This window comes from Quyinboa mangrovi (genome assembly GCF_042219825.1).
GTDB lineage: Bacteria > Bacteroidota > Bacteroidia > Bacteroidales > UBA5342 > JBHJHP01.
Genome location: NZ_JBHJHQ010000001.1, coordinates 723,967 through 749,827, shown reverse-complemented (window position 1 = coordinate 749,827; position 25,861 = coordinate 723,967). Strand labels below are relative to the sequence as shown.

Annotated in this window: 13 protein-coding genes; 9 read left to right on the top strand and 4 right to left on the bottom strand. The window is 38.9% G+C overall.

The window, feature by feature from the left end; genetic code table 11:
• The first annotated feature begins 1 nt into the window (after position 1).
• The 4 genes from ACE1ET_RS03145 (at position 2) to ACE1ET_RS03130 (ending at position 3,699) form a co-directional block, all read left to right on the top strand.
• Positions 2-637 (top strand): ribonuclease H1 domain-containing protein, encoded by a 636-nt coding sequence (locus ACE1ET_RS03145; RefSeq protein WP_375726908.1) that lies wholly within the window; start codon positions 2-4, stop codon positions 635-637.
• 82 nt (positions 638-719) lie between these two features.
• The gene (gene dtd, locus ACE1ET_RS03140; RefSeq protein ID WP_375726907.1) at positions 720-1,172 is read left to right on the top strand and encodes a D-aminoacyl-tRNA deacylase; all 453 of its coding nucleotides are present in this window, start codon (positions 720-722) and stop codon (positions 1,170-1,172) included.
• Positions 1,172-1,480: a PAS domain-containing protein gene (locus ACE1ET_RS03135; RefSeq protein WP_375726906.1), complete on the top strand. Its 309-nt coding sequence runs from the start codon at positions 1,172-1,174 to the stop codon at positions 1,478-1,480. Before dtd ends, ACE1ET_RS03135 begins: the two co-directional genes overlap by 1 nt.
• Before the next feature lie 143 nt (positions 1,481-1,623).
• Positions 1,624-3,699 carry an ATP-binding protein gene (locus tag ACE1ET_RS03130; RefSeq protein ID WP_375726905.1) on the top strand — a complete coding sequence of 692 codons (2,076 nt, stop codon included), beginning with the start codon at positions 1,624-1,626 and terminating at the stop codon, positions 3,697-3,699.
• Here the strand turns inward: ACE1ET_RS03130 and truA are convergent.
• Together truA and ACE1ET_RS03120 are read right to left on the bottom strand one after the other, a co-directional pair.
• A complete protein-coding gene (truA, locus tag ACE1ET_RS03125; RefSeq protein WP_375726904.1) occupies positions 3,668-4,435 on the bottom strand; it encodes a tRNA pseudouridine(38-40) synthase TruA in 768 nt (255 codons plus the stop codon). The genes ACE1ET_RS03130 and truA overlap by 32 nt on opposite strands.
• A gap of 88 nt (positions 4,436-4,523) precedes the next feature.
• Positions 4,524-5,099 (bottom strand): superoxide dismutase, encoded by a 576-nt coding sequence (locus ACE1ET_RS03120; protein WP_375726903.1) that lies wholly within the window; start codon positions 5,097-5,099, stop codon positions 4,524-4,526.
• A gap of 335 nt (positions 5,100-5,434) precedes the next feature.
• Here ACE1ET_RS03120 and ACE1ET_RS03115 point away from each other — a divergent pair, with 335 nt between their 5' ends.
• Entirely contained in the window at positions 5,435-7,078 is a 1,644-nt protein-coding gene (locus ACE1ET_RS03115; protein ID WP_375726902.1) for a response regulator, read from the top strand.
• A gap of 2 nt (positions 7,079-7,080) precedes the next feature.
• On the opposite strand, the gene fmt is transcribed toward ACE1ET_RS03115, so the two are convergent.
• Both fmt and ACE1ET_RS03105 read right to left on the bottom strand, forming a co-directional pair.
• On the bottom strand, positions 7,081-8,049 hold the full coding sequence (fmt, locus tag ACE1ET_RS03110) for a methionyl-tRNA formyltransferase (RefSeq protein ID WP_375726901.1): 969 nt from the start codon (positions 8,047-8,049) through the stop codon (positions 7,081-7,083).
• Between the two features lie 16 nt (positions 8,050-8,065).
• Positions 8,066-8,950 carry an NAD kinase gene (locus ACE1ET_RS03105; protein ID WP_375726900.1) on the bottom strand — a complete coding sequence of 295 codons (885 nt, stop codon included), beginning with the start codon at positions 8,948-8,950 and terminating at the stop codon, positions 8,066-8,068.
• 245 nt (positions 8,951-9,195) lie between these two features.
• Here ACE1ET_RS03105 and ACE1ET_RS03100 point away from each other — a divergent pair, with 245 nt between their 5' ends.
• The 4 genes from ACE1ET_RS03100 (at position 9,196) to ACE1ET_RS03085 (ending at position 25,819) form a co-directional block, all read left to right on the top strand.
• Positions 9,196-13,212: a lectin-like domain-containing protein gene (locus tag ACE1ET_RS03100; protein ID WP_375726899.1), complete on the top strand. Its 4,017-nt coding sequence runs from the start codon at positions 9,196-9,198 to the stop codon at positions 13,210-13,212.
• Positions 13,213-13,667: 455 nt separating this feature from the next.
• Positions 13,668-19,085 (top strand): lectin-like domain-containing protein, encoded by a 5,418-nt coding sequence (locus tag ACE1ET_RS03095; RefSeq protein ID WP_375726898.1) that lies wholly within the window; start codon positions 13,668-13,670, stop codon positions 19,083-19,085.
• Positions 19,086-19,318: 233 nt separating this feature from the next.
• The gene (locus ACE1ET_RS03090; RefSeq protein ID WP_375726897.1) at positions 19,319-19,876 is read left to right on the top strand and encodes a DUF4347 domain-containing protein; all 558 of its coding nucleotides are present in this window, start codon (positions 19,319-19,321) and stop codon (positions 19,874-19,876) included.
• Positions 19,877-19,888: 12 nt separating this feature from the next.
• Positions 19,889-25,819, top strand: coding sequence for an Ig-like domain-containing protein (locus ACE1ET_RS03085; protein ID WP_375726896.1), 5,931 nt, complete (start codon positions 19,889-19,891; stop codon positions 25,817-25,819).
• Positions 25,820-25,861: the final 42 nt, after the last annotated feature.

Below are 25,861 nucleotides of genomic sequence, written 5' to 3'. Positions count from 1 at the left end.
TATGGGAAAAAGCAAAAACAACTATTACGTTGTCTGGGTTGGAAACAATCCCGGTATTTATGATTCGTGGGAGAAATGCAACGCTCAGGTTCATGGATTTGAAGGTGCCAGGTATAAAGGATATAAGACGAAGGAGTTAGCGGAAAAAGCTTATCAAAAAGGACCGGAAAATGCTGTTGGTAAAAAAGGGGTAAGCGAAATAAACATTGAGTTGTTTGAAAATCCGGATGGCCCACTAGCCAACAGTATTGCTGTGGATGCAGCATGCAGTGGAAATCCGGGGAAAATGGAATACAGGGGGGTATATACGTATTCCGGTACGGAAATATTCAGGCAGGGACCACACGAGGATGGAACCAATAACATTGGTGAATTTCTTGCACTGGTTCATGCTTTGGCATGGCTCAAACAACAAAAGCTTGACATGCCGGTGTATACAGATAGTAAAAATGCAATGGCCTGGATCAGAAAAAAACGGTGCAATACAAAACTGACTCAGACCAGTAAAAATGCCAGGATTTTTGAACTGATCAAAAGAGCTGAAATATGGCTCAGATCAAATTCGTATGACACAAAAATCCTTAAATGGGACACCAGGAACTGGGGAGAAATACCTGCAGATTTTGGTCGAAAGTAAGTATAAGACACAAGACGTAAGACATAAGAAAAAGACATAAGATAAAACTCATAATTCCTAATTTTTAATTCATAATTTATATATGAGGGCAGTAATCCAACGGGTAAGCAAGGCATCGGTAACAGTAGATGAAAATGTTGTTTCTTCCATAAAACAAGGTGTTCTTATTCTTATTGGAATTGAGAATGCAGATTCCACAGAGGACGTAGAATGGCTGTCGAAGAAGATAACTAACCTCAGAATTTTTCCCGATGATGAGGGTGTTATGAACCGGTCGTTGTTGGATATCGAAGGAGATGCAATTGTGGTAAGTCAGTTTACCCTTCATGCCATGACTAAGAAAGGAAACCGGCCTTCTTATATTAAAGCAGCCGGACCTGATGTTGCAATACCGCTGTATGAGTCTTTTTGTGAAGCAATGTCTGACTTAATGGGGAAGCGTGTAGGAACAGGAATATTTGGTGCAGATATGAAAGTTGAATTACTAAATGACGGACCTGTAACAATACTTATTGATACGAAAAATAAAGCCTGATGTTTGACTGGATAAAAGAGTTCGATGGTGCAGTAACGGTCTGTGATGAAAATTTTACCATCATATATATGAATGATACTTCAATCAGGGACTTTAATAAATACGGAGGGCAAAGCCTGATAGGTCAAAGTTTGCTTGATTGTCATAATGAACATTCTCAGAAAATGATAAGACAGCAGATGAAGACCGGAGAATCGCATACGTATATGAAAAACAAAAAAGACGGTCGCAAAAAGGTCATCCACCAATCCCCATGGCTGGAAAAAGGAAAAATAAAAGGATTGATTGAAATTTCTTTTTACATGTGAAATTCATCTAGTGTATTAGTAATTAATGTGTTTTGAATATTTTTTATATGTTAAGTTATTTAGCGTATAAGTAAATTTTAAATGAATATTTGTTAATTAAAGGTTAAATTAGTAGTTTTGTAAGCAAATCAATCCTACTACTAATGAAGAATTTTAAACTTCTGTCATTATACAGTTTTCTATATATTCTTACAGGAATAGTTTGTTATAATAATATTTTTATTCCAACGGATGGCTATTTCTCGTTATGGGTAGCCGGAGGTTTTGGATTTATTATGCTTGTACGCTATGGGAAAACTGCTTTGCCTTATTTAGTATTTTCAAATCTTATTCTTCAGTTTTTGTTGTTCCAGATTTTCAATCCTCAACCGGTAAATTATGTATTCAGTTCTGCGATACTATTGAGTTCAGTTATAAAAACCACTCAACCTTTAATGGCCTGGGTAATATGGGAAAAACTGGAGCAAAAAAAAGGGAGACCTCTGTTTCGGCAGGGGTTTGATGTATTTCAGTTTTTATTGTATATCGCTATTGTTCCATCTTTACTTACCAGTTGGGGGTTTGTTGTATTGAATGAATTATACCAGGGCAAAGTAATTGTAGAGAACATAGAAGTTTTATACAATATACTTCGCATTTCAGCTGCTGATGCTATGGGACTTTTTTTATTTGGCCCCCTGATTTATAGCATCAACTCCTTAAAATTGTATTCTCCAAAAGAAATACTGATACTGGTAGGTAGTTATCTTATTCCATTTGTTGCTGCAAAAGCCATTAATAATAATTATTTGTTTGTAATAGTAACGCCGGCGGCAATTATTTCAGCTTATTATATTGACATAAAGAAACTCATCCCGTTTCATCTGATTGTTCTGATTCTAGTTATGTGGCTTTCCACACATCAGATGACTGTCTTTTCAAATGAAATGGCAGATAAAGGATTTATGATTTTCATAGTATTTGCTTTTATTGCAACTATTACACTATTTTATACCAGTATTTCTTTTACCGAATTAAAAGAACATAAAAATAATCTGGAGAAAATAGTGTCTGACAGGACAATTGATCTTGAAAATGAAATACATATAAGAAAGAAGACGGAGAATGAGCTTAAAAATAAGGATCGTTTAGTAAATACTATTCTGTCATCGTCTCCAATAGGTATTACTCTCATAAAAGGCCGAAGGGTGGTTTGGGTAAATGAAGCTGCAACAGCTATTTTAGGATATGATGCTGTTGAGATAATTTATCAGGACACATTGAAATATTATTCCGATGAAAAAGAATACCAAAAGATTGGCTCTGAATTATATCCAAAATTACTTCAAAAAGGATTTGGTTCAATTGAAACAAAGCTGAAAAGCAAAGAAGGAAAAATTCTTGAGGTATTGTTACAGGCAGTACCTTTAAACAAGGATGATCTGGCTGATGGTTTGATTTTTGCTATTGTTGATATAACAACACTTAAATGTGCAGAAAGAGAGCTTAAGGAAAGATCTGTGAAACTGGAAGAAATTAACCGGGAGTTGGATGCATTTGCACATTCGGTTGCACATGACCTTAAAAATCCTCTCAACGCCATAATGGGTTTTTCGGAATTGCTGGTTAATGAGGATTATATTTTTGACGATGATGAAAAAACGGAATATCTCCGCAGGATAAATATGCAGTCGGAAAAAATGCTACAGATTATTGATACATTACTGTTGTTATCAGGGGTACGAAAAGAGAAGGTGAAAATGGAATACTGTAGGATGAAGGATGTTGTGAACCGCTCAGTTTCAGGACTGGATGAAATCATATCTACAGAAAAAGCGAAAATAAATATTCCTGAAGTAATGCCAGAGTTGAAGTCTCATTCGCCCTGGCTCGAAGTGGTCTGGGTGAACCTGATATCCAACGCAATAAAGTATGGTGGTAAACCTGCCGAAATTGAGATTGGTTACAGGGAGACAGAATCACATATGTATTTCTGGGTTGATGATAATGGATTTGGAATCCCCGAGGATAAAAAGGACACGCTTTTTAAAGAATATGTTAGAATAAAATACGATAAAAACGGGCATGGACTGGGGCTTTCAATCGTAAAACGTATCATTGAACGCCTGAATGGTGATGTTTTTGTGGAAAGTAAACCCGGATTTGGCAGCAGATTTGGATTCACTTTACCAAAAGTAAATGTTGAGGTTAGTCCGCTTTCCGTTGGAATAAATTCGTAGGAAATACAACATCTGTTAGAAAAAGGGCATTCCCTGGTACAGATGTTCCGGCTTTTCCACGATCTTTTTCTCTAATAACTGATTCAAATTCATCAACAGTTATTTTATGTTTTCCAACCTCCAGTAAGGTTCCGACTACTGCCCTCACCATATTCCGAAGAAAGCGGTCAGCACGAATATGAAAAAACCAGTAATATTCATTTTGCCTGGTCCATTCAGCCCTGATGATTTTGCAATTGTTCGTTTTAACATCTGTATGTAGTTTGCTGAATGACGTAAAATCGGTATGTTCCAGAAGTTTAAGTGCCGCTTCGTTCATATGCTCAAAATCCGGCGTAAATGGCAGAAAAAAGCTTGTATCTTTAAAGAAAGGATTTTTTCGTGTTACAAGATGATATTCATATTCCCGTTCAATAGCACTGAACCGGGCATGAGTTTCTGCATCAACACGTGTAACAGAGTAGATTACAATGTCGAAATTCAGATAACTGTTGAGCTTGTATATTAACTGATCGGCATCTGAAATTTGCTCTTCACAATCAAAATGAGCAACAAAATATTTCGCATGAACGCCTGTGTCAGTTCTGCCACAACCTGTAAGTTGTATATTTTGCCTCAAAATAAGTGAAAAAGCATTTTCAAGGGTTTCCTGAACTGAATTTGCATTTGGCTGTATCTGCCAGCCATGAAATCCTGATCCGTTATAAGCTAGTTCTGTGAAATACCTGAAGCCCATTTAAAATGTTTAATCTGCCAAATATACCAAAAACATGCAAAAAAGGCATCCCAAATAGGAATGCCCTGTTTACAAATCGTAAAACGTTTTAATAGCGCTCTTCAATAATCTTCCAGTCCAATATGTTCCAGAATGCCTGAATGTAGTCAGGTCTTTTGTTTTGATAGTCCAGATAATAAGCATGTTCCCATACGTCACATGTTAACAGAGGCTTCATGTCCTCTTTTAAAGGAATGCCTGCATTGCTGGTTTGAATAATGTCCAGTTTGCCGTCGTTGCCTTCAACCAGCCATGCCCAGCCTGACCCAAATAATGTTGCAGCTGCTTTACTGAACTTTTCTTTGAATTCAGCGAATGAACCGAAATCCTTGTTAATTGCTTCTGCAAGTTTTCCAATCGGTTCTTTGGTTCCGTCAGCTGAAAACTGTGCAAAATAAAATGTGTGATTCCATATTTGCGCTGCGTTGTTAAAAATTCCTCCTTCAGATGATTTAATAATCATTTCAAGATCCATATCTGCATAGCTGGTGCCTTCAATCAGGTTATTTAGATTATTAACATAAGCCTGATGGTGTTTCCCGTGGTGAAATTCCAGTGTTTTCTTGTCAAGATAAGGTGCTAATGCATCTAAAGCATAAGGAAGTGGGGGAAGTTCAAATTTCATGATCTTTTCTTTTTGAGTTTAAATATTTACTATGAATGAGAATAATATAAATACCTGAAAATCAGGTTTAACATTAAGCATGTTCTCAAATAAAAATATATGTACTAATTTAAGGCTTTTTTATGTTGTTTAAGCTTAAATAGTGTTAACATATAATATGTATGTGTTACATTTGAAATGTCTTTTAATGGCTGTTTAAAAGAGATTAAAAAACTTTAATTAGAAAAGATTTTTCTATCTTTAAAAGATATACTTATTTTTATATAGGATGGATGAAATAAGTGCAAAAGCATGCTTTTGTATTTTTATAATGACTAATAACGGACTTGGATATTATGAATATTGAGGATGAATATAATCGAATTTTAGGTTTAAAGACTAAGGTTGAACAGCGGGAATATATATCTAAGCTGGAAACATTGATTAAAAAAGTAATTAATGATGATCATATTGCAGATTCAGTAACATACACAAATTTGTTTTATGAAGCTCCCGTCAGTTTTCTTGTTTTAAATGCACAGTTTGAAATATCAGATATTAATCAAAAAGGAGCAGATACTTTAAATTCTGATAAGGATCAGTTGATGACCCAGCCTTTTTTAAGTTTTGTACTGCCCGAGTATCAGGAAATAATTAGCTATTATTTTGAACAGGTCAGATACCAAACCGATATTGGCTTTTGCGAGGTTAAAATAAAACCAAGGTCAGGTAAAACAGTTTTTGTTAAGATCTTTGCCAGATTTAAAGATAAAAAGGGAACGACGGATCACGAATTTTTGATGAGTATTGTTGATATCAGTTCCCAGAAGGATTACGAATCGAAAATACTCTCAGAACGTGATAAAGCGCGGCAAAATGATTTACATAAATCTAAATTTTTAGCCGATATGAGCCATGAAATCCGAACATCCATGAATTCTATAATAGGCTTTTCCAATTTGTTAGCTGATCGTGGAATATCGGATGAACAGAAAAAAACATATCTGGGGACGATTAAGGAGTCTGGAAATCATCTTCTAAAAATAATTAATGATATTATTGATTTGTCAAAATTAGATGCGGGACAGCTTAAAATAAACCGTTCAGCGTGTAATATGATTGAGATATGCTCTTTTTGTTATAATGTAGTTAGTAACGATCCTGTTAAATTGCAAAAAAAAGATGTTGAACTACGACTACGGTTCACAGATAAAAACAGGGATATCTATGTATTCAGTGATTCTGAGCGCATAAAGCAGATACTTATCTACCTCCTTTCAAATGCAGTAAAATTTACGGATAAGGGATTTGTTGAGTTTGGTTTTAATATTAAGCAATATGACAAGAGGCCTTTTGTTGAGTTTTATGTAAAAGATTCAGGATGCGGTATACCCACTGATAAACTGAAGGAAATATTTAATCGCTTTTATCATTCCGGAAGGACAGAAGAACAGCATGGGGCAGGATTGGGGCTGAGCATAAGTAAGGGACTGGTAGAATTACTTGGTGGTGAGATATATGTAAGTTCAAAATTGGGAGAGGGATCGATATTTTCGTTTACTATACCTTTTGAAACCGGAAATATTAAAAAGACAGAGATGTCTGCTACGTCCAGTACCGAATCTGATATGACAGGTCTCTCAATTATTATTGCTGAAGATGATGAAGCATCTTATTTATATTTGAGAGAATTATTATCTGGTTTCAATGCATCGATTGAGCGTGCGAAAAATGGCAAAGAATTGCTGAAACTTACAGATTCAGAAGAGCCGGACCTGATACTACTCGATATTAATATGCCCGAAATGGATGGATATGAAGCATTGCTGAAACTGAAAAGTAAAAAGATTGCCAGTAAGATTATTGTCCAGACAGCCTATACGTTAAGTGAAGAAAAGCAAAGATTTATCAATGCCGGTGCAGATGGTTATATTTCAAAACCTATCATCAGGAAAAATATTATTGAACTCATTTCCAAGACGATGAGCGGGATTAATTGATTCTACTCAGCTTTTGCATTATCAAACCGGAATCCCCGGAGCAGTTCTTCAATCGACATTCTTTTTTTTCCGGCAAGCTGCAGATCAAGGATGTTTATCCAACCCGTTTTGCATCCAACGTGTAAATAGGATTTATTATCGGTTCTTACATATCCGGGTTTTGCTTGCAGATCAGGAATATCCTCTGCTTTAAATATTTTTGCAGTAATATTTTTTCCGGGATCTGAAAAAACGAATGAAGTCCATGCCGCAGGATAGGGGCACAATCCTCTTATAAGATTATAGATAATATCACCCGACAAGGACCAATCAATTTTGCAATCATCCCTGAAAATTTTAGGCGCAGCATGCAGTTCAGTTATATTTGAAAAATATTTGTTTTGCGGAATTGTTTTTACCGTTCCGTCTATGATGTCCTGTACCGTTTCAACAACAAGTTCTGAACCTGTCTCCATTAAAAGATCATGCAGGTCTCCTGCATTCATATCTTCCGGTATATTAACTTCTTTTTGATGAATTATTTCACCGGTATCAATTTTATCATCTATAAAAAATGTCGTGACCCCTGATTTTTTTTCGCCGTTAATAATAGCCCAGTTTATGGGTGCCGCTCCGCGATATTGTGGTAAAAGTGAAGCGTGAAGGTTAAATGTGCCGTATTTGGGAAGCGACCAAACTACCTTAGGCAGCATCCTGAACGCAACTACTACCTGAAGATCAGGGCTTAGATCGGAAAGCTGTTTGATAAATTCTTCTGATTTGAGTCGATCAGGCTGAAGGACAGGAATGTGGTGTGCCGTAGCATATTTTTTGACAGAAGATTCCATTAATTTCTGACCTCTGCCTGCAGGTTTGTCCGGGGCGGTAACAACGCCAACAATATTATAACCTGAATTGACCAAAGTTTCCAGACTTCCTGTTGCAAAGTCCGGTGTTCCCATAAATATAATTCTAAAATCCTTTTTATCCATAGTAAAATTTACCGTTTTATGACTGATTCCTTTTATCCTGGCCCCAAAGCAATTTATTCCTCAGTGTTTCGTAGAAATCATTGTTATTACGCTTTAAAACATTGATTGTGAAATCAGCTTTAGTAATAATTAATTCTTTATTAATATCAAATGCCATGGAATGTGAATCAACCGATACAAGGTAATTGGTTGAACGCGATTCAATATTAATTTTAATTTTCTGTGCATCAGGAATAACCAATGGCCTCACTGTCAGACTATGGGGGGCCAACGGTGTTAGAACCAAACTGCTTGATTGTGGCAAAACTATAGGACCACCGGCACTCATACTGTAGGCGGTTGATCCGGTTGGCGTGGAGATAATTAAGCCATCTGCCCAGTATGAATTCAGAAACTGGTCATCAATAAAAACATGAATAACGATCAAAGATGACGTATCGCGTCGTAATACAGATATGTCATTTAATGCGTAATTGCAATTCTCAAACGAATTACAATCTGAATGCAGTTTGATCAGGCCTCTTTTTTCAAGTACATAATTCCCTTGTATTATGTCGTCAAGAATGTCATTTATTTCGTCAAGTGTTACATCTGCCAAAAAACCTAAACGCCCGGTATTAATACCTATAATGGGTACTTCAGAATCACCTACAAGCCGGGCAGAACGTAAAAAGGTTCCGTCTCCACCAATACTGAAGACGAAGTCAAAAGATTTCAGATTGGCATGCTGATCCAGTATTTCAACATCCGGTGGTAATTCAATGCCATGTCCTTTTACGTCTTCTATGAGTAGCTCAGAGATTTCATACTCTATATTTGCCTTTTGACACTGTTCAATAAATTTACCAAAGTGGGCTTTGTATTCTTCCGTTATTTCCCGGCCAAATAAAGCTATTCTCATGTTTAAAGTTTTTACAAATGTAGCAAGAATTCAGTTAATCATTAATAACAGGAGGATTCAGTACATAAAATCAATAATCCTGCATAATCTGTCTGAATTCAATACATTAATGTTAAAATAATGTTTTCACTTTAATCGGAATAGTATACTTTTTATCAAAATATTTGGAATATAAGTTAAAATTATGTTAATTTGTACTTATTTGCATTAAATAAAATGAAATATTTAACATAAGCTTTGGGAAAATGAAACGATCCTCACTACTTAGACAAAAAGTTGTTTTCCTGTTAATACTTTGTAATAGTATCATATTCAATGGTGTTTCACAGGTTGAAGATTTGAGGGTTGCCGGCGATGCATCTTTGACAGATACTGATATCGCAACCTTAACGGAAAATTTACAAAATAGTTCAGGTGCTGCCTGGGCTGCGTCACGTGTTAATCTTAATTATAATTTTAAGATAAATGCAAAGATGTACTTTGGTGACAATGACTCTGGTGGGGACGGAGCTGCATTTGTGCTTCAGAAAACCTCGAATCGTGTTTTTGTGCCACAGGCAGGAGGCCTGGGGTACAACGGGATTACGCCTTCACTTGCGGTTGAATTTGATACCGATTATAATTCATCCTATGATCCGGTTTCAGGAGATCACATAGCGATCATAAAACACGGTAACAGTAACATAGTTTCTGCACATGAAGAATTGGTTGCTGTATATGAGGTTGCACAGATGGAAGATGGGGTGTGGCACAACGTAGAATTTTCATGGAAGGCTACACAAAAGGAATTTCAGGTAAAATATGATGCGCAGACGATCAGTTCTGTTAATATTGATTTGATCAATGATGTTTTTGGTGGTGATAATTACGTGTATTTTGGGTTTACAGCATCAACAGGTGCCGTATCAAACCTGCAGCAAGTTGAACTGGTAAATGTTGCAACCTCTCATATAAATAATTCCTTACCCTATATGTCTGATATTGATGATATCAGTACATGTGAGTCAGTTCCGGAATTGGCATTTACATTTACTGCCAGCGATGATGAAACCCTGCCCTCAAAAATATATCTTGAGGCTACCTCATCAAACGATACGCTGGTACGATCAGATCAGATCACATTTTCCGGTGATGATACGGTAAAAACAATTCATATTGTACCTGAGCCGGGTCAGTCCGGAGTTGTGGATATTAATGTAACAGCTTATGATGCTGATGGTGCATCAGTGAGCCGGATTTTTACTTATACACTTATTGATTGTGATTATGACAACGACGGTGTGATCAATGAATTGGATGCTTTTCCTTATGATCCAACTGAAACGGTGGATACGGATGGAGATGGAGTGGGGAATAATGCCGATACTGACGATGATTGTGATGGATTCCTTGATAGTGATGAAGCGGATAATGAAACGGATCCTTTAAATGCCGGATCGGTTCCATCCGATAACGACGGAGATAAAATCAGCGATCTCAATGATCCGGATGATGACAATGATGGGGTTATTGACACGCTAGATGATTTCCCTATGGATGCATCAGAAAGTTTGGATACAGATAATGACGGTATAGGTAACAATGCCGATACAGACGATGATGGTGATGGTTACAGCGACGCAGATGAGATTGCCAATGACACCGATCCACTGGATGCAGAATCTGTACCTTCTGATAATGATGGCGATAAGGTTAGTGATATGAACGATACTGATGATGATAATGATGGCGTAATTGATTTAGAAGATGATTTCCCGATGGATGCATCAGAAAGTGTGGATACAGATAATGATGGTGTAGGGAATAATGCGGATATGGATGATGATGGTGATGGATACACTGATGCTGATGAGGTGGACAATAACACTGATCCATTGGATGCCGGTTCCGTACCTCCTGATAATGATGGAGACAAGGTTAGCGATCTGAATGATCCGGATGATGATAACGATGGAGTTATTGATGCAGAAGACAAATTCCCGATGGATGCGTCTGAATCGGTGGATACAGATAACGATGGTGTAGGAAATAATGCAGATACTGATGACGACGGTGACGGCTATTCTGATGCGGATGAGGTGGCTAATAATACCGATCCTTTGGATGCCGGTTCAATACCTCCTGATAATGATGGAGACAAGGTTAGTGATCTGAATGATCCGGATGATGATAACGATGGTGTAATTGATACAGAAGATAAATTCCCGATGGATGCGTCTGAATCGGTGGATACAGATAATGATGGTGTTGGAAATAATGCAGATACAGATGACGACGGTGACGGCTATTCTGATTTGGATGAGGCGGCCAATAACACCGATCCTTTGGACGCCGGTTCTGTACCTTCTGACAATGATGGAGACAAGGTTAGTGATCTGAATGATGCAGATGATGATAACGATGGTGTTATTGATACAGAAGATGAATTCCCGATGGATGCGTCTGAGTGGATCGATACGGATAATGACGGCACCGGAAACAATGCCGATACTGATGATGATAATGATGGTTATCCCGACGTGGTAGAACTGTCAAATGAAACTGATCCGCTGGATGCAGAATCGGTTCCTGATGATATGGATGGTGATGGAATAAGTGACAAAGATGATCAGGATGACGATAATGACGGTGTGCTGGATGTTGACGATGCATTTCCAAAGGATCCGACAGAAAGTATAGATACAGATAACGATGGTATTGGCAATAATGCTGATTTTGATGATGACGGGGACGGTTATACTGATGCTGATGAGCTGGCAAACGATACTGATCCCCTGGATGCAGGTTCTGTACCGCCGGATAATGATGGTGATAAGGTGAGCGATCTGAACGATCTGGACGATGATAACGACGGTGTTAGTGATGCGGAGGATAAATTTCCGATGGATGCTTCAGAATCAACAGATTTTGATAACGATGGTATTGGTGATAATGCTGATCCTGACGACGATAATGATGGTGTGATTGATGCTGAAGATGCATTCCCGTTAGATGCAGCGGAAAGTGTGGATACGGATAATGATGGTGTAGGAAATAATGCCGATCCGGATGATGACGGTGATGGATATGCCGATACAGATGAGCAGGATAATGGAACAGATCCATTAAATGCGAATTCAACACCGCCGGATAATGATGGGGACAAGGTAAGTGATCTGAATGATACGGATGATGATAACGACGGTGTTATTGATTCAGAAGATGATTTTGCCATGGACCCATCAGAATCAGTGGATACAGATAATGACGGAATCGGCAATAATGCAGATACGGATGATGATGGTGATGGTTACAGTGATGCAGATGAAATTGCCAATGAAACTGATCCGTTGGATGCCGGTTCGGTGCCACCTGATAATGACGGGGATAAAATCAGTGATCTGAATGACAACGATGATGACAACGATGGTATAATTGATTCTGAAGATAAATTCCCGGTGGATGCCACTGAATCGACGGATTTTGATAATGATGGAATTGGTGATAATGCTGATCCTGACGACGATAATGATGGTGTGATTGATACTGAAGATGCTTTCCCCTTAGATGCATCAGAAAGTGCAGATACAGATAATGACGGGGTAGGAAACAATGCGGATACGGATGATGATGGTGATGGTTACAGTGATGCAGATGAAATTGCCAATGAAACTGATACGTTGGATGCCGGTTCTGTGCCACCTGATAATGACGGGGATAAAATCAGTGATCTGAATGACAACGACGACGATAACGATGGTGTGAGTGATAATGAAGATGCATTCCCGCTAGATGCATCAGAAAGTGTGGATACAGATAATGATGGCGTAGGCAATAATGTTGATACAGATGATGACGGCGATGGGTATACCGATGCAGATGAGCTGGATAATGGAACAGATCCATTAGACGCGAATTCAATACCGCCGGATAATGATGGTGACAAGGTAAGTGACATGAATGATACCGATGATGATAATGATGGTATTCCTGATATAAGCGACAGTACACCGCTTGGGTCGGCAGTCAATATTAGACAAGTTAGCGGGACTCCTGCTATTGTTTATCCAACCGTCTGTAAAGGGATTGCAACCATAAAAATGGAGAATAAGATGCCATATGATGTAACAATATTTAATATGAACGGACTTATGGTGGGGCAGAAAATGAAAGTTGCGGGTTCTTGGAAATTGGATATAAGCGAGCAACCGGCAGGCATATTTATTGTTAGAATTGTTCAGGAAAACAAATTGGTTGAAAATGTAAGGTTAATAAAACAGTAATAGCAGAATTCTATCTGTTGGAAGGAGGCTGTCCCTGAAGGGCAGCCTCGTTTTTGTTTTATCCTGGGTAAGTTCATTCAAAACGTGTATTTACCCTGTATGCAATGTTATCAGATACTTTTACTTATTCCATAAAGTTTTGTGCTAATTCATGTAACAGTATTTTGACTTAAGTAGTTTAATGTTATTTGCTGAACCTGATTTTCTGTTAAATCAACAGTAATATGCTGTTGGCGTTTATGGAATTTATTTACAGAAAACATTATATGTTAACGTAATATTAATTTATAAATCAAAAGAATGCATCTATTTACCCATAAATGACCTTAGGTTAATTTAATATTAAATATAGCACGATAAATATTAATTTAATTTGCTTTTATGATTAAATGTATGTTAATTTACAATCATTGAAGTTAAGTTAAGACTAACAAATAATTAAAAATCTCAAGGTTATGAAAAAAGAATTACGTTTTAAAGCACGCATGTTATTAAATGTGTTTTTTATTTTAGTATTGTTTGCAACAAACCTGAAAGCACAGGTTGATATTGCTATTGTTGATCCGGATCTACCTGATGTAGAGGTTTTGGTAAGTAATATTAAGGATGGAGTTAAAATAGAATATTTGAATCCATCAAAAACTATTGTAGAGTCAATCAATGATATATTGATTAGAAATCAACCGATAAAATCATTGCATGTTGTAAGTCATGGCTCTGAATATGGCGTTTTTACTTCTTTTGGAGGTTTTACGTATGATGATTTGATTATTAATGAAAATCTTATCAGTGGGTGGCAGAATTATTTTACAGAAGATGCGTCAATACTAATTTATTCCTGTGATTTAGCAAAAAGCGAAAAAGGAAAACAATTTGTTGACAGATTATATCAGTTAACTGGTGCATCAGTATCAGCTTCGAATGATGCTACTGGTGCAGCTGGTTTGGAAGGGGACTGGGATTTGGAATATTTAGCTGGAACCAGCTTTGATGATATTTGTTTTAAAGAATCTGTTAAAGAGGAATATCAAAGAATACTTGCAAAAATACTTTTGTTTTCCGAAGGTGCTTCTTGGGGTAGTGTTCCGAGTTTAAAAGTTGAATATGAAAATATGGGTCATACTGTTACCCATATTACATCTGGTTCAATACCTGATTTATCTGCTTATGACTTAATTTGGATTATCCAGCCAGGAAGAGCAATAACGTCTGATGAAATTACCAAAATATCAGCATTGCTTGAAAGAGGAGGAAGGTTAGTCTGTATGGGAGAACATGGGAACTACACCCCCAGTCAGAATAACAATATTTCTGCAGCAGTTATTGCCTTAGGGGCGCATTTCTCCATAGTGAATACGACCGCTTGTAGCGGAACAGCATGTGGAGTAGACCAGAAAACAGCCGGAATCATTTCAGATCATCCTATAATGGAAGGTGTTAATACTTTTTATAACAATTATCTCGCTCCAATATCTATGGGGGGAGATGCCGAAGTTTTAATGAAAGCTCAATGTGATAACTCAAAAATATTTATGGCAAGAGAAGTTGTTAGTAATGGAGATATTGTAATGTGGGCTGATCAAAACTGGTTTGATCAAATTACTTCAACATCATGCAATGATAACAGAGTATTTATAAATAACTTGGCAACTAAAGCTGTAGAAAATATTCAAAATGTATCTACTGCCACCATGTCTACTGTTGCGCCTTATTCAATCACGGGATCTACGGCAATGTCAGGAGGTAATATTACAGACGATAAGGGAAATACTATAACTGAAAGAGGAATTTGTTGGAGTTCAACCAATCAAACTCCTACTTTAAGCGATAATGTTGCAACAAATGAATCAGGAGGTTCCGGTTTGTTCCAGGTTCAGGCGTCCGGGTTATCTTTAAATACAAAATATTATATCAGGGCGTATGCAACTACTTCAGAAGGACGTACTGCTTATGGTAATGTCTTAAACTTTACAACTCCCTCAGTGCAAAACACGTCACCAACGGCAGTTGCTGATAATTTTACCTGTGAAATAAGCAAATCAATTTCGGGAAATGTGATTGACAACGATTTTGACGATGATGGTGATGCTATCACGGCAATAATTGTTACGAAGCCAAGTTATCATAGTGGTACATTTACATTGAATTCTAATGGTTCGTTTACATATACGCATAACGGAACGAGTGCTCCTTCTGATTTCTTCTCTTATTATCTGACAGATGGTATTTCAAATTCATCAACCGTGAGTGTTGGTATAACTCTTTTTGTACCTCAAAATGCACCAATCGGTGGAAATGGCTCTGTTGATGCAGTTGCCGATGAAGCATATTCTTTCAAGGCTGCAGATTTTACCTTTAGCGATGCTGACGGGCATACCTTTAATGGAATCAAGGTTGTTTCGTTACCGGGTTCAGGCACGCTAAAATATAATGGATTACCTGTATCTGCCGGAGCAAACTGTAATGTGGTATCAAACCTGTCGTTTACAGGTTTGGCAACAACTACATTTACTTTCAAGGTTATTGACTCTTCGGGAGAAGAAAGTGATGCTACCTATACTATGGCCATTAATGTTGAAACACCTTTGGATTGTTCAGAATTCAATGTGAGCGATCTTACAATAAGTGGTGATGCATCCATTTCTGGCAATGTAGTAACATTGACTGAAGATGCTGGAGGTCAGACCGGTTCAGTATGGGGAATTTCAAGAATTGATTTAACCCAGAACTTCAGAATAACCTCAAAAGTTTTTCTTGGAAATAATGAGAATGGTGCTGATGGGATAGCTTTTGTGATTCAAAAATTATCGTCCAATGCCGGTTCTACAGGTGGTGGATTGGGATATGGTGGAATTGATCCTTCTTTGGCAGTAGAGTTTGATACCTACAATAATGGTAGTGCTGATCCAATATCAAATGATCATATTGCAATCGTTAAAAATGGTCAGGCTGGTATCTCCAGTGCACATAATGAGTATGCATCAGCTTATGATGCAGGTCAATTGGAAGATGGAGCGTGGCATGATTTAGTTGTTGAATGGAATGCATCTGCAAAAGCATTTAAAGTTACATATGAAAATAGTGTATTATTTGATGTTTCAATTGATCTTGTCAATGATATATTCTCAGGTGATACTTATGCTTACTGGGGTTTTACCGGTGCAACAGGTGGTTCTACAAATCTGCAGCAGGTAGAAATTGTTGAGTATTGTATTACCAAGATAGTAAATACCAATCCGGTAATTTCGGAATTGGCAGATGTGAGTGATTGTACATCAGAACCAGGTGTTTCAGTTGATTTTACGGTTACAGATAATGAATCTCTTCCTGAGAAAATGACAATTGAAGTGGGTTCTTCAAATCAGAGCCTGGTTAAGGATTCCAGGTTAATTGTATCAGGTTTAACTTCTTCTAAATCACTGGAAATAACCCCGGAAGAAAACCAGACCGGTGAATCTGTAATCACAATTACAGCAACAGATGGTGATGGAGCTTCAGTCCAAAAAACATTCAAATACATACTTGAGATATGTGATAGTGACAATGACGGCATCGCAGATAATGAAGACGCTTTCCCTAATGATCCTAATGAATGGATTGATTCAGACAATGATGGAACAGGAAATAACGCCGATACAGACGATGATAACGATGGTTACACCGATGCCGACGAAGCCGCTAATGAAACAGATCCGTTAAATGCAGAATCCGTACCGGCCGACAACGACGGAGACAAAGTCAGTGACCTGAATGACAGCGACGACGATAATGACGGTGTTGCAGATGCAGAGGATAAATTCCCGATGGATGCAGCAGAGTCAGCAGACAATGACAATGACGGAATAGGAGACAATTCCGATACCGACGATGATAACGATGGTTACACCGATGTTGATGAGGCAGCCAACGAAACGGATCCGCTTGATGCAGCATCTGTACCGGCCGATAACGACGGTGATAAGGTGAGTGACCTGAACGATAATGATGATGACAACGACGGTGTTGCAGATGCAGAGGATAAGTTTCCGATGGATGCAGCAGAATCAGCAGACAACGACAATGACGGAATTGGTGATAACGCCGATACCGACGATGATAACGATGGTTACACCGATGCTGATGAGGCAGCCAACGAAACAGATCCGCTTGATGCAGCATCTGTACCGGCCGATAACGATGGCGACAAGATCAGTGATCTGAATGACAACGATGATGATAATGATGGTGTTGCCGATGCAGAGGATAAGTTTCCGATGGATACAGCAGAATCAGCAGACAACGACAATGACGGAATAGGAGACAACGCCGATACCGACGATGATAACGATGGTTACACCGATGCCGATGAAGCAGCCAATGATACCGATCCGCTGGATGCAGAATCTGTACCTGCTGATAACGATGGTGACAACATCAGTGACCTGAATGATGACGATGATGATAATGATGGCGTTGCAGACTCAGATGATAAATTCCCGATGGATGCAGCAGAGTCAGCAGACAACGACAATGATGGAATAGGGGACAATGCGGATACAGACGATGATAACGATGGTTACACCGATGCCGACGAAGCCGCTAATGAAACAGATCCGTTAAATGCAGAATCCGTACCGGCCGACAACGACGGAGACAAAGTCAGTGACCTGAATGACAACGACGACGATAATGATGGCGTTGCAGATGCAGATGATAAATTCCCGATGGATGCAGCAGAATCAGCAGACAACGACAATGACGGAATAGGGGACAATGCCGATACCGACGACGACGGAGATGGTTACAGCGATGCAGATGAGATTGCCAACGATACCGATCCACTGGATGTAGTATCTGTACCTGCTGATAATGACGGGGATAAAGTCAGTGACCTGAATGACAACGACGACGATAATGATGGCGTTGCAGATGCAGAGGACAAATTCCCGATGGATGCAGCAGAGTCAGCAGACAACGACAATGACGGAATAGGGGACAATGCAGATAATGATGATGATAACGATGGTTATACTGACCAGGATGAGATAGATAACCGTTCGAATCCATATGATGCAACTGAAATACCACTTGATAATGATGGAGATAAAATCAGTGACTTACATGACGATGATGATGATAATGACGGTGTGAGTGATGCAAATGACAGGTTCCCTATGGATGCTGCAGAATCAGCAGACAACGACAATGACGGAATAGGGGACAATGCAGATAATGATGATGATAACGATGATTATACTGACCAGGATGAGATAGATAACCGTTCGAATCCATATGATGCAACTGAAATACCACTTGATAATGATGGAGATAAAATCAGTGACTTACATGACGATGATGATGACAATGACGGTGTGAGTGATGCAGATGACAAGTTCCCTATGGATGCCGCAGAATCAGCAGACAATGACAATGATGGAATTGGTGACAATGCCGATACCGACGATGATAACGATGGATACACCGATCAGGATGAAGCTGATAATGGAACCAATCCTTTCGATTTGAAATCGACACCTCTGGATAATGATGGTGATAAAATCAGTGATCTTAATGATCCGGACGATGATAATGATGGTATTTTGGATGGTGTAGATCCAACTCCATTTGGATCAGCCGATGCGATTCAATCAGCATCTTTGGTTAATGTAAATCTTTATCCATCAATAGGTCGCGGGACAGCTACAGTGAATGTAGATAATAATCAATCTTTCAGTCTGGTTGTCTATAGCCTGAATGGCAAAATGGTTCAGAGTACAGATGGATGTGTAGGAAAAGAAAGGATTGATATTAGCGATCAACCAACAGGAATATATCTGATCAGGATTATTCAGAATTCTGAAGCAATTGCAAATATGAAACTCATAAAGCAGTAAATATTTTTTACTTACAGTAAAAAGGGAGGTGTTTTGAACACCTCCCTTTTTTATGGAATAATTCAGACTAATTATTCACCTTGAAATTCACATTAGATGCTTTGAATTTAATTAAATGTTAAAAAAATAAGGTATTAAGTTAAATTAAATTAGGATATTAAATAAATGTATCGTAATTTTACATATTGTTTACATTGATATACGATAAATTTATTATATAAAGTCTCAAAGCCATGAAAAATTTTGTATCCTTTTTATTACTTTTTTTAGGAGTAAGTCTGAATGTAGTTTCTCAAACCAGGGATCTGGTTGTAATTGATGAGAGCATTCAGAACATTGATTTGCTTAAAAACTCAACATTGAGAGAGGCAAATATCCTGATTGTTAATCAACAATCTGAGGTCTGGTTTGAAATATATCAGATTTTATCAAAGGAACCCACAATTTCACAAGTACATTTTCTGCTGCCATCTTCTGAGGGAGAACTTGTTATTGGTGGAATTAGCTATGATGTGAATTCAATTGCTAATGTGTTTGATTTAGAACTTCTTAAGAATAAGGACGTTTCTTTGTTGTTTTATGGATCAAATCTTGCGGAAGTTGATGAGGGGAAAGCTCTGATAAATAATATAGCTGAAATTACCAATCTTGATGTCTCAGCTTCAACCACAACTACTGCAGGAAAAGAAGCAGGTGGAGACTGGCTTCTGGAATATCAAACCAATACAGAGGTTTCATACGAACCCATTTTCGATGAAGAAAAATTAAAAGACTATCCCTATAATTTCTAAAATAAATAACTCATGAAAAATATTTACACTTACCTGGTAATTGTATTGGCTCTTATTTATATCCAGTCAGTACAGGCACAAACCGTTAATATGACTGTCACGCAAGGACCGAATATTGACGTTATGATGACCATAGGATTTTCGGATCTTAATATTGATAATTTTGAAACGGATTTAAATACAGCACTGCAAAATAGAGGTATTCCATCCGATAAACTTCGCGTTGAAGCTTTTGAACGTTCAACTACTTCTTCAAATTCAGAAGATGCCAAGGCCATTTTTGATACATGGACAAGGTATGGTTACAATAGTGAAACCTGGGAATTTGTAGATGATTACAAGTATATAAGACGTTTGAATAATGATATGTTAGCAGGGTTTTATGATCCTGAATTTACCTCTTCAAAATATACGCTCGAAGTAGATATGCTAAGTACTGAAGGTAGCGATAACGATGATATGGGGATAACATTTGGAATGGAAAACGGTGCAGTAGGTGCCTATTTGTTTAACTTCTCAGGAGCAGTAAGAGCATTGAATACTTCGGAATTTATTCCAGGCCATGGTTTTGCCTCTGGTTTATATCAAATAACGAAAGATAACGGTGCCAGTGTGGATGAAAGATATTATGTGAAAGGTTTGGTAGATTGCAGAAATACCATCTTTTCGCCTTCCAATCACAGTACCTGGTATCATCTTAAATTGGAAGTTAACGGTAGTAACGCAAAAATATGGATGGATGATGTTCTTGTTGTCGATTACGATGCCCCATCTGATATTACAGGAAGTTATGGTTTCTTCTCCAATAGTCAGCCAGCCGCCACATTTAAAAATATGGAGGTTACAAAACTTACCTTACGTAAATTCAAGGATGTTTTACGTGAACCACAATGGCGCAACAGTGCTTTAAGGTTTAACGTTAACCTTGATGATCTTGAAGTTGAAGATTTCGACTATGATGACGATTTATCAGAAATTCTGATGCGTTGTATCAACGAAGATATTCACTACTTAGGATGGGGAATAGATGCCAATAAGAGTCAATATGAACGTTTTATTGCACAAAACAGTGCAAAAGGAACTTTTATCAACAGGAGTAGCGGATCCTGGAGTACCTGGATCGAGGCTATTGCTCAATATATCTACGATCAGTATGTGACAGAAACTGTAGAAGGGGAGTACTTTATAGCGGGTACATCTGTAGAGATAGAAGTTGATCCGTCCGAGATGAAATCGGGAACTGCCAATTCGGGCTATCCCAGTGGGCGCTGGAAGATCAGTCATGACAATACTTTCTTTTCCAACGATCTGGGTCTGGCCTCCTGGCAGAACATATACCTTGAGGATGTGCCGGAGTATTATGATAAGCCTGGTAAATATACATTTACATTTGAAGATTTACCAACAGATCCTACGACACTTTATTTTCACAGGAAACCGATTGCCAGTTTCAGTTATGTGTCATCAACAGGTGGTTTAACCAATAATTCTTACGATGTTGATGGTGGGTCCGATAATGGAATAGCCGTATCAGAGTGGAAATGGAAAGCGGTTGATGCTGCCTCGACAGATGACTGGACTGTAGGGCAATTTGATAAATCGTCAGTCACTGATGGCGAATACCTTATTATGTTAACTGTTCAGGATCATCAGGGCACCTGGAGTCGTCCATCCTGTAAATATATCGAAGTATCATCTTCAGTGGGAACTGCCGATGAGTTACCGATTTCACAGTTTAATATTCAGCCTGATGTTTTAACGACCTATAGTGGTTCTATGTCAATAGGCATTGATAATACATCGGTTGATCCTTATAGCCGGATCCTCGATGCAGAAGAGTGGATTGTCACACAAAGGACTTATGATTCAAATGGTGATCCGGTAGATACTGAGATTTACAATAGCGGAAGTGCTATGACAGATTTCAGTGCATACAATAATTTAAGTGCAGAATATATAATAAGTTTAAGGGTTCGTACAAATACAGGAGTATGGTCGTTGCCATATTACAGAACCCTTACCGTAATTGATGACGAGACAGCCCCGACTGCAAGCGCGTCAGTTACAGGCGGAAATATTACAACAGACAACAGCATTTTGCTGGCATTTGAAGATGAAGCAGCAGGCAGTGGCTTCGATGTTCAGCGTTATGTAATGGTTCAGTCTTCCACGTCTCCCTCAGACGAAGATGGTTCCTGGGGTTCGTGGAGTAACAGCCAGTCCAAGAGCGTAAGTTTTGCCAATGGAGGTGCTGGCTATTATATACATGCGCAGGTAAAAGATAATGCTGGAAATACCGGTACATATTCATTCGGGCCGTTTGATGTAACCCTTATTGTAAGTGCGGAAAATGATTTGGCATTGACCAATGAAGAAACAGCAACCTCTGCGATAGATGTACTTTATAATGATAAATACAGCGATGGCGGCACACCTGTTGTTACCATTACGGTTCAGGGTAAAAAAGGTACAGGGGTTGTAAATTCGGATAATAAGATTGTTTACACCCCGAATAAAGATGAATTTGGTACCGATAGTTTATTTTATCAGATAGATGATGGAGGCACTACCGATGAAGCCAAAATTACAATTTCTATCCGTAATGTTGATGATGCTCCGGTAGCCGTAGCAGATGAGTTTTCACTGGATGAAAATGCAACACTTGCCGATGATGTATCAGGCAATGATATCGAGGTTGATAATGATCCCCGTGTCTATCATCTTGTCAGTGGTCCTTTACATGCATCAGCATTTACCTTAAATGAAGACGGCACCTTTAGTTATACCAATGATGGAAGTGAGAATGAGAGTGATTCATTTACATATAAATTTGAAGATGCCCATTCCTTTAGTGAAGTAGTTACAGCCACACTAAGTATCGTTTTGCAAAACGATTTACCCATAGGGGAGAATGATACGATTGATGTGACAGAGGATGTTATATATACCTTTAAAGAAGGCGATTTTACCTTCTCCGATGATGATTCAGGAGATAGTTTTAATGGTATAGAGGTTATTACCCCTGCTTCCGCCGGTACATTATTATATGATGGCAGCGCTGTAACTTCAGGAATGGTTTGTTCCGACGTTACATTGTTAACATATAAGACTGCGGTTGATGGATCCGGAGATTCTTACGCTTCGTTTACATTCAAGGTAGCAGATAAACAGGATGCCTTAAGTTCTGAATCATATGTTATGGTGGTTAATGCTTTGGCGGATACAGATGCCGATGGTATTGCCAATATTATTGATACCGATGACGACGGTGATGGTTACAGCGATGCGGATGAAATCGATAATGGCACCGATCCACTGAATGCAGGATCCGTACCGGCTGATAACGATGGTGACAAGATCAGTGACCTGAATGACAATGATGATGATAACGATGGTGTTATTGATTCAGAGGATAAATTCCCGATGGATGCTACAGAAACTGTTGATACCGATAATGATGGAGTAGGCGACAATGCCGATACCGATGACGACGGTGATGGTTACAGTGATGCAGATGAGATTGCCAATGATACAGATCCGCTGGATGCAGAATCCGTACCGGCTGATAACGATGGAGACAAGGTCAGTGACCTTAACGACGATGATGATGATAACGATGGCATTATTGATTCAGAGGATAAATTCCCGACAGATGCAACAGAAACCGTTGATACCGATAATGATGGTATAGGTGATAATGCCGATACTGACGATGACGGTGATGGTTATAGCGACGCAGATGAGATTGCCAATGACACCGATCCGCTGGATGCTGAATCCGTACCGGCTGATAACGATGGTGACAAGGTAAGTGACCTGAATGACAATGATGATGATAACGACGGCATAATCGATACAGAGGATAAATTCCCGACGGATGCCGCAGAAACCGTTGATACCGATAATGATGGTATAGGTGATAATGCCGATACTGACGATGACGGCGATGGTTACAGCGATGCAGATGAGATTGCCAACGACACCGATCCGCTGGATGCAGGATCCGTACCAGCCGACAACGATGGTGACAAGGTCAGTGACCTGAATGACGATGATGATGATAACGATGGCATAATTGATTCAGAGGATAAATTCCCGATGGACGCCACAGAAACCGTTGATACCGATAATGATGGTATAGGCAACAATGCGGATACCGATGATGACGGAGATGGTTACAGCGATGCAGATGAGATTGCCAATGATACCGATCCACTGGATGCCGAATCCGTACCAGCCGACAACGATGGCGATAAGGTAAGTGACCTGAACGACGATGATGATGATAACGACGGTGTTATTGATTCAGAGGATAAATTCCCCATGGACGCCACGGAAACAGTTGATACCGATAATGATGGAATAGGTGATAATGCCGATACTGACGATGACGGTGATGGTTACAGCGATGCGGATGAGATTGCCAACGATACCGATCCGCTGGATGCAGAATCCGTACCGGCCGACAATGATGGTGATAAGGTAAGCGACCTGAATGACGATGATGATGATAACGACGGTGTTATTGATTCAGAGGATAAGTTCCCGATGGATGCTACAGAAACTGTTGATACCGATAATGACGGTATAGGTAACAATACCGATACCGATGACGATGGAGATGGTTACAGCGATGCAGATGAGATTGCCAATGACACCAATCCACTGGATGCCGAATCCGTACCAGCCGACAACGATGGAGATAAGGTCAGTGACCTTAACGACGATGATGATGACAACGATGGTGTTATTGATTCAGAGGATAAATTCCCTATGAACGCCACGGAAACAGTTGATACCGATAATGATGGAATAGGTGATAATGCCGATACTGACGATGACGGTGATGGTTACAGTGATGCGGATGAGATTGCCAATGATACCGATCCGCTGGATGCAGAATCTGTACCTGCTGATAACGATGGTGACAAGGTCAGTGACCTGAATGACGATGATGATGATAACGATGGCATAATCGATAAAGAGGATAAATTCCCGACAGATGCTACAGAAACCGTTGATACCGATAATGATGGTATAGGTGATAATGCCGATACTGACGACGACGGAGATGGTTACAGCGATGCAGATGAGATTGCCAATGATACCGATCCACTGGATGCAGGATCCGTACCAGCCGACAATGATGGTGACAAGGTCAGTGACCTGAATGACGATGATGATGATAACGATGGTATAATTGATATAGAGGATAAATTTCCTATGGATGCTACAGAAACCGTTGATACCGATAATGATGGAGTAGGCGACAATGCTGATACTGACGATGACGGTGATGGTTACAGCGATGCAGATGAGATTGCCAATGACACAGATCCGCTGGATGCTGGATCCGTGCCAGCTGACAATGATGGTGATAAGGTCAGTGACCTTAACGACGATGATGATGATAACGATGGTGTTATTGATTCAGAGGATAAGTTCCCGACAGATGCTACAGAAACCGTTGATACCGATAATGATGGATTAGGTGATAATGCCGATACCGACGATGATAACGATGGTTATTCAGATCAGGATGAAATCGATAATGGAACAGATCCGTTCGATATGAAATCAACACCACTGGATAATGATGGTGATAAAATAAGTGACCTGAACGATCCGGACGACGATAATGATGGTATTTTGGATGATGAAGATCCAACTCCATTTGGATCAGCCGATGCGATTCATTCTGCCTCTTTGGTTAATGTAAACCTTTATCCATCCATTGGTCATGGAACAGCTACAGTAAATGTGGATAATACTCAATCTTTCAGTCTGGCTGTCTATAGCCTGAATGGCAAAATGGTTCAGAGTACAGATGGATGTGTAGGAATAGAAAGGATTGATATCAGTGATCAGCCAGCAGGAATATATCTGATCAGGATTATCCAGAATTCTGAAGTAATTGCAGATATGAAACTCATAAAGCAGTAAATATTGTTGCTTAATTTTGAAGGAGGTGTTCAATGAATACCT